Here is a 7,157-nt window from a genome sequence, read left to right as displayed (position 1 = left end):
TCGAACTCCAAATACCAAGCCCGCGGCCCGAACATCGACCGGCGCAGCTACCAGGCCACCGCCAGCATCGACGTCATCAGCCCCGACCCTTGACAGCCAACGTCCCGCCCTAACTGAACGGCGTTGGCGCTAGTACTGCAACCCGATGTCGTGATTTACGGCGGTTCGAGTCGTTTGCGGTAGTGACAGGCTCGGGCTTGTTCCTGGCGTCGGCGTCGGTAGCAGGACCAGTGCCAGACGTGTGTGGCGGTATGCGCGACGGTCAGGATGAATCTGGCGAACAGACGGCGGATTTCGTTGCTGGTTAGCGGGATCAGCTCACCGCCGTCTGCGTCGGCACCCCTTTTACGGCTTCGGCGGCCCGGGTCACGACCAGGAACGCGGCGGCGGCCATAGCCAGGGTGATGTGCGCGTACCAGGCGTCGTAACGACGAACTTGGTACTGGTCCAGGCCGACCTCGTTCTTGGCCGTCTGGAACGACTCCTCGATCGCCCACCGGGCTCCGGCGACCCGGACCAGGTCCCGCAGCCGGGTCCCGCGAGGGCCGAAGCACCGGTAGTAGGCGATCTCGCCGGTGCTGACCGATCGGCGGGCCAGGACCCAGCCCCGGCGATCGTGCGGGAACGTCGTGCGGATCGGGGTCCACGCCCAGTCGTAGACGCGTGGGCCGTGGGCGCCGTCGCCGCAGGACATCCGCTGCCAGGCGCCAGGCCGGATGCTGCCGATCATGTCCTTGACCGGGCTGAGCGTGTGCAGCCCGGCGGGCACTTCGTCGTCGTTACGGGTGGCCATCACATAGGCGATGTCCTGTTCCTGCAACCAGTCCCGCAGGCCAGGGTTCTGCCCGAACGCCTCGTCGGCGGTGAACCACCCAAACGGCACTCCCGCAGCGACCGCCCGTTCGATCATGGTCTTCGCGTGCTCGGGTTTGGTCGCGAACGCCACGTCCTCGGGCACCGCGGCCCTCGCGCACCGGTCGGCATCCTGGGTCCAGGACTTCGGCAGATACAACTCCCGGTCGATCAACGCCCGCCCTTTCGGTGAGGCGTAGGCCAGAAACGTGCCGATCTGGCAGTTCTCGACTTTCCCGGCCGTGCCCGAGTACTGCCGTTGCACCCCGGCCGAGCGGACACCCTTCTTCACGAACCCGGTGTCATCAGCGATCAACACCCCATCCGGGTCCCCGAGGTGACCAACCAGGTAGCCCCGCACCTCGTCACGGACCTGGTCCGGGTCCCAGCACGGGCTGTACAACATCTCCTGCATAGCGTTCGGTGACCGGCGGCCGGCCTGCTCCGACAGCGTCCACCCGTTACGCCGTTCCAACGGCGCGAGCAGCCCGCGGATGTAGGCGACTGCCAGCCGTCGCGGTTCCACCCGCGAAAAACATCCCGCGATCAGGGCGAACATGTCATTCAAGCCCGCCTGCCACTCGTCGAGCACCTCACCACCCAGCACGACCAGTCAACGAGCCACCACAGCTCAGGTCGCAACAGCGGGTTGCAGTACTAACCCTGATCGACCGGCAGGTACTGCGGCCGGGCAACGTCGTACGTCACCTCGCTGGCGAATCCTGGGTCGGACATCCGAAGGTCGTCGCCGTCACCGGGTGCCTGGCCGACCTCGGCTTCGACACCGGCCACGTCGATCCCCGCATCGACCGGCTCACGATGCCAGAGCAAGCCGTCATGCTGCTTCGCGAACACGACTTGGTCATCGACGCCACCGGCGATGCCCGAGCCTCGTCGCTATTGATTTGGGCCGGCAATACCGTGCGGCGCACCGTCATCTCGGTCTGCGTCGAACGACACGGCGGCATAATCCGCGTCGACCGCTTCCCATTGCGAGGCCGCGAACAGCATCACCGGCCCATCCCCGGCCGAGGCGAAGCCCAGACGAACGAGCATGGCTGCGACGATCCCGTCTCTCTGACCCCACCGACATCGGTGGTCGCGGCCGCCCAACTGGCCTGCCGAGCCGCGATCGATGACCTAACAAGAGAATGCGTTCTTCCGGCGACCCTGATCGACATCGTCGAACCACAAGAGCCGCCGTACAGTAAGCGTGGCCTCATCTGGGCCGCTCCCCCAGGGAGCTGACCAGCTAGCGCCGGGGGGTGGGGGACGCACGGCGAATCAGCCTCCGGCGTGAGACAGGGCGAAGGCGACGAGAAAGCCCGCGACGGTGACCAGTCCGATCAGCAGGTGCGCGTTCTCGAAGGCCTCGGGAATCATGGTGTCGGCGACCATCGCCAGGATCGCGCCGCCGGCGAGGGCGGTGATACCGGCCAGCACAGCGGCTGGAGCACCGCCGAGCAGGCTGTAGCCGGCGAGCGCGGCGAGGCCGCTGACGAGTGCTATGGCTGCCCACAGCCCGAAGACGTACCGGCGGCTGCGGCCGGCGTTGCGCATGCCCGCCGCACTGGACAACCCTTCGGGGACGTTGCTGATGAACACCGCGGCGACGGTGACGGTGCCCACCGCGCCGCCGCCGAGCAGGCTGGCGCCGATCACGATGGACTCCGGGATACCGTCGAGCAGGGCGCCCAGTGCGATGGCGGTGCCGGAGCCGGACTGCTCATGCTCGGACGGCTGTTGGCCGCCGGAGCGTTTCCGATGGCGGGCCCCGTGCCGGGCGAGGATCACGTTGCAGCCGGTGTAGATGACCGCTCCGATCGCCGCGCCGAGGACGGTGGGCAGCATGCCGGCACGGTCATGGGCTTCGGCGATGAGCTCGAAGGCGACGGCGGACAGCAGGACACCGGCGCCGAACCCCATCACCGACGCCACCACGTGCCGGGAGATCTTCGTCAAATATCCGATGGCGGCACCCACGAGCAGTGCTGATCCCGCCAGTAGGCCCCACCCGCCGGCTTGCAGCCACTGCGGCATCCTGATCACCTCATGTCTTGCTGATGGGCGATGTCGTCATCACGGCTTGTCGGCGCCGGTGTGCAGGCGCTGGTGGTGTGGGCTGTCGTAGGTTTTGACGGTGCTGCCGCCGAGTCGGCGGGCGGCGTTGACCAGGCCGACGAGACTGAACGCTTGCGGGGTGTTGCCCAGGTGCCGGCCGGTGGCCGGGTCGTACTCCTCGGCGAGCATGCCGACGTCGTTGCGCAGGGTGAGCAGGCGTTCGAACAGGTCGGTGGCTTCGCTGGTACGGCCGATGCCGTGCAGGGCTTCGACGAGCCAGAACGTGCAGGCCAGGAAGGCACCTTCGGAGCCGGGCAGCCCATCGACGCCCTCGTGCTCGGGCCGGTAACGCAGTAGGAACCCGTCTTGGCACAGGTCGGCGGCGACGGCGTCGACGGTTCCGGCGATGCGGGGGTCGTCGTAGGGCAGGAACCCGACGCGGGGCAAGAGGAGCAGGGCGGCGTCGAGGCCGGTGGAGCCGTAGTACTGGGTGAAGGTGTTGCGGCCGGGGTCGTAGCCGTGGGCGCAGACGTCGGCGTGGATGGCGTCGCGGGTGGACCGCCAGCGGTCGGCGGGCCCGTCGAGGCCGCACTGTTCGACCGCGGTGATGGCCCGGTCGAAGCCGGCCCAAGCCATGACTTTGGAGTGCACGAAGTGCCGCCGCGGACCACGTACTTCCCAGAGGCCGTTGTCGGGCTGTTGCCAGTTGTCTTCGAGGAAGTCCAGCAGTGCGCGCTGGATGTCCCACCCGTCCGTAGTGGTGGCGATGCCGGCCTGCCGACTCAAGTGCAGCCCGTCGAGGACCTCGCCCCAGACATCGAGCTGGAACTGGCCGGCGGCGGCGTTGCCGACGCGGACGGGCGCGGCGCCCTGGTGGCCGGGCAGCCAGTCGAGGGTGTATTCGGGCAGGCGGCGGGTTCCGTCGAGGCCGTACATGATCTGCAGGCGGGCGGGGTCGCCGGCGGCCGCGCGCAGCAGCCAGTCGCGCCAGGCGCGGGCCTCGGCGACGTAGCCGGTACCGAGCAGCGCCTGCAAGGTGAAGGTGGCGTCGCGTAGCCAGCAGTAGCGGTAGTCCCAGTTGCGGGGGCCGCCGAACTATTCGGGCAGGGAGGTGGTGGCGGCGGCGACGATGCCGCCGGTCGGCGCGTAGGTCAGGGCTTTGAGCAGAATCAGGGAGCGGCGTACGGCGTCGGCGTACGGGCCGTCGTAGCGGTGCCGGCTGATCCAGTCGTGCCAGTACCGGCGGGTGTCGCGCAGTGCCTGCTCGGGATCGGCAGGGTGGGGTGGTGGCAGGTAGGACGGCTGGTGGGTGAGCACGAAGGTCACCCGTTCGCCGGCCTCGACGGTGAACGCGGCGGTGGTCGTCAGGTCGTGGTTGTGCAGTGGCACGTCGGTGTGCAGCCAGACGGCGTCGGGCCCGGCGACGGCGGTGAGCCCGTGCGGGGTACGCCGCAGCCAGGGCACGACGCTGCCGTAGTCGAAGCGCAGGGTGAGCTCGGCGTGCATCGGCACCCGCCCGGTGACGCCGTCGACGATGCGGACGATGTCGGCGGCCTGCCCGCGCGGCGGCATGAAGTCGGTGACGCGCACGGTGCCGTCCGGGGTGTCCCATTCGGCTTCCAGAATCAGGGTGTCGTCGGTGTATCGGCGTCGGGTCGCGGTGTCCGCGCTGGCCGGGGCGATGCGCCAGCGGCCGTTGCCAGCGTCGCCGAGCAGGGCGGCGAAGCAGGCGGGCGAGTCGAAACGGGGCAGGCACAGCCAGTCCACCGAGCCGTCGCGACCGATCAGGGCGGCGGTGTGCAGGTCACCGACGAGGGCGTAGTCCTCGATGTTCGACACCACGCCCGCCGTCACCGGCCTCCGGCGCTCAGGTCGAGCACCACCTTGATGTCGTCGTCGTGGGCGGTCAGCGCGTCGGCGAAGTCGTCGAGCGGCACGCGTCGGGTGATCAGCGACCGCAGCCACCGAAGGTCGGCCTTCGTGAGGGCGTCGGCGGCGGCCCGGTAGTGCCGCAGGTTGGCGTTGACGCTGCCGACGACGACGTCGTTCTCCAGCACTATCTCGCGGTTGTCGGCGCCGACGTCGACACTCAGCTTACGGCCGGGCGCGGACACGCCGGTGAGACAGGTGATGCCGTACGGCGCGGTGTTGCCGATGACACCGAACACCACCGGGCCGGCGCCGGTGGCCTCGACGACGACGTCCGGTTGCAGCTTGCCGGCCACCTCGGCGACCGGGTCATGGTGGTATGTGGCGCCGAGCGCGGTGACCACGTCGGGTTTGGGGCCGTCGGTGACCCGGTCGAGCACGTGCACGTCGAGGCCGCGCTGAACCCCGAGCAGGGCGGCGAGCAACCCGATCGGGCCGGCCCCGGTGACCAGCGCAGTGCGCGGCGCGAACCAGGACCGGGCACCGATCAGGTCGATCTGCTCCCACGCCTTCGCGACCACGGTGGTGGGTTCCATCAGCACACCCACGTCGGCCAGCGCCGGGTCGAGCCGGACCGCGTAGCCGGGTTCGACGGTCCACTGTTCGGCGGCGTACCCGTCGATCTGTTTGATGCCTCGCTCGGTGTAGCCGCCGTTGCGGCACATGTCGAACTCACCGCGCGCGCAGGCGCCGCACGGCTGGGGGTCGGGTCGCCGGACGACGCCCACCACCAGATCACCGGCGGTGAAGTCGCTGTCGGCGGGCGCCTGCCGGACACGGCCGAGGGATTCGTGGCCGAGGACGAGCCGGTCACGGCCCGGTGGTGCCCAGCCGTAGGCGCCGGCAACGATTTCCCGGTCGGTGCCGCAGATGCCCAGCGCGATGCCGTCGACGAGCAGCAGGGAGTCGCCGGGATCGGGAGCGGGCAGGTCGTCGATGCGGGCGGTGCCCGGAGCCAGGGGTTGAACGGTCAGTGCTCGCATGAGTCCTCCACAGGTCACGAGCCGGTGTGCGCGACTTCGGGGCTGTCGGTGTCGAGCGGGACCGCGGACGCCGCAACGAGGCCGAACTGGATGTCGGGGCGGTGCCCGCCGGCGCTCATCAGCCAGGTCACGGCGGTGCGCAGCCGGTTGGCCGGCAGCGCGGCGAGGTGGTAGCCGCGGGTGACGGCGAATGCGGCGGGTCCGGTCAGCGGCACGCCGAGCGGGTTCGCGACCGCGCGGCCGGCGCCGAGGTCGACGACGAAACCGAGACTGGAGTGCCGGTACGGTCGGCGGCGCCCGACCCCGAGATCGGCGGCGATGTTGTCGGCGGCGCACCGGCCCTGGCGCTGCGCGTGCTGGGCGGTCATCGCAGTCGTCTGCCCCGGCCTGGTCAGGTCAGGTACGGCGGCGGCGTCACCGCAGGCGTAGACCTCTCTGTGGCCGGGGATGTTGAGCCGGGCGTCGACGACCAGCCGGCCGTGGTCGGTGGCCCAGCCGGTGCCCTCGGCGAGCGGGTCGGGGCGTGCGCCGACGCACCAGGCCAGGGTGCGGCTGGGCAGGAAGCTGCCGTCGTCGAGGTGGACCCCGTCGGCGGTGGCCTCGGTGACCGACGTGTTCGTGCGGATCTCGGCGCCGCGCCGGCGCAGCGTGGTCGTAGCGGCGGCGCTGAGCCGCCGGTCCAGGTGGGCGAGGATCCGGTCACCGTGCTCGATCAGCACCCACCGCCGGCGGATGCCGCGAAGCTGCGGATGCCGGCGCGCGACGGCCGACGTGAGCAGTTGGCCTTGCGCGGTGACCTCGGTGCCGGTGTAGCCGGCGCCGACCACGACGAATGTGCACCGCGCGGCACGTTCCCGGGCGTCCGTGGCGGTGGCTGCCATCTCGATCTGCCGGATCACGTGATCACGCAGATGCAGGGCCTCCGGCACGCCGCGGAAGCCGTGCGCGTTGTCGGCGATGCCCGGGATCGGCAGCAGCTGGTTCACGGCGCCGACGGTCAGCAGTAGCCGGTCATAGCCCAGGTGTGCGGTGCGCCCCTCGGGATCGCGGTAGACGACGTGCCGTGTGTGGGGGTCGATAGCGGTGGCTTCGCCGAGCACGATCCGTGCGCCGGGCAGGGTGTCGGCCAGCGGGACGGCGATCTGCCGGGGCTCCAGCGTGCCGGCCGCGACTTCGGGCAGCAGCGGCAGATAGCAGAAGTAGTCGGTCGGATTGAGCACGGTGATGTCGGCCGATCCGCGTAGCCGCCGGGTGAGGCGGCGGGCGGCGTGGTAGCCGGCGAAGCCGGCGCCGACGATGACGATCCGCGGTCGTGCCATGGTGTTTCCTCCT

The 7,157-nt window shown here is 70.2% G+C and carries 7 protein-coding genes and 1 pseudogene; all 8 read right to left on the bottom strand.

What is annotated here, in order from left to right; translation table 11 throughout:
- Positions 1 to 313 precede the first annotated feature (313 nt).
- The gene (locus tag QSK31_RS46505; RefSeq protein WP_285691586.1) at positions 314 to 1,411 is read right to left on the bottom strand and encodes an IS701 family transposase; all 1,098 of its coding nucleotides are present in this window, start codon (positions 1,409 to 1,411) and stop codon (positions 314 to 316) included.
- Between the two features lie 98 nt (positions 1,412 to 1,509).
- Complete coding sequence (locus tag QSK31_RS46500) at positions 1,510 to 1,683, bottom strand: hypothetical protein (protein WP_285691585.1); 174 nt, start codon at positions 1,681 to 1,683, stop codon at positions 1,510 to 1,512.
- A 66-nt stretch (positions 1,684 to 1,749) separates the two neighbouring features.
- Positions 1,750 to 1,908 carry a hypothetical protein gene (locus QSK31_RS46495; protein WP_285691584.1) on the bottom strand — a complete coding sequence of 53 codons (159 nt, stop codon included), beginning with the start codon at positions 1,906 to 1,908 and terminating at the stop codon, positions 1,750 to 1,752.
- A 228-nt stretch (positions 1,909 to 2,136) separates the two neighbouring features.
- On the bottom strand, positions 2,137 to 2,892 hold the full coding sequence (locus QSK31_RS46490) for a ZIP family metal transporter (RefSeq protein ID WP_285691583.1): 756 nt from the start codon (positions 2,890 to 2,892) through the stop codon (positions 2,137 to 2,139).
- A gap of 39 nt (positions 2,893 to 2,931) precedes the next feature.
- Positions 2,932 to 3,975: pseudogene (locus QSK31_RS46485) on the bottom strand (glycoside hydrolase family 15 protein); the annotation flags it as partial.
- Positions 3,976 to 4,008: 33 nt separating this feature from the next.
- Complete coding sequence (locus QSK31_RS46480) at positions 4,009 to 4,752, bottom strand: glycoside hydrolase family 15 protein (protein ID WP_285691582.1); 744 nt, start codon at positions 4,750 to 4,752, stop codon at positions 4,009 to 4,011.
- Between the two features lie 11 nt (positions 4,753 to 4,763).
- On the bottom strand, positions 4,764 to 5,825 hold the full coding sequence (locus tag QSK31_RS46475; protein ID WP_285691581.1) for a glucose 1-dehydrogenase: 1,062 nt from the start codon (positions 5,823 to 5,825) through the stop codon (positions 4,764 to 4,766).
- 14 nt (positions 5,826 to 5,839) lie between these two features.
- Positions 5,840 to 7,144 carry an NAD(P)/FAD-dependent oxidoreductase gene (locus QSK31_RS46470; protein WP_285691580.1) on the bottom strand — a complete coding sequence of 435 codons (1,305 nt, stop codon included), beginning with the start codon at positions 7,142 to 7,144 and terminating at the stop codon, positions 5,840 to 5,842.
- Positions 7,145 to 7,157 lie beyond the last annotated feature (13 nt).

The organism is Actinoplanes sp. NBRC 103695 (assembly GCF_030269485.1).
Lineage (GTDB): Bacteria > Actinomycetota > Actinomycetes > Mycobacteriales > Micromonosporaceae > Actinoplanes.
Note: the sequence above shows the minus strand (reverse complement) of the source record. Positions and strands in the feature narration are given on the sequence as shown.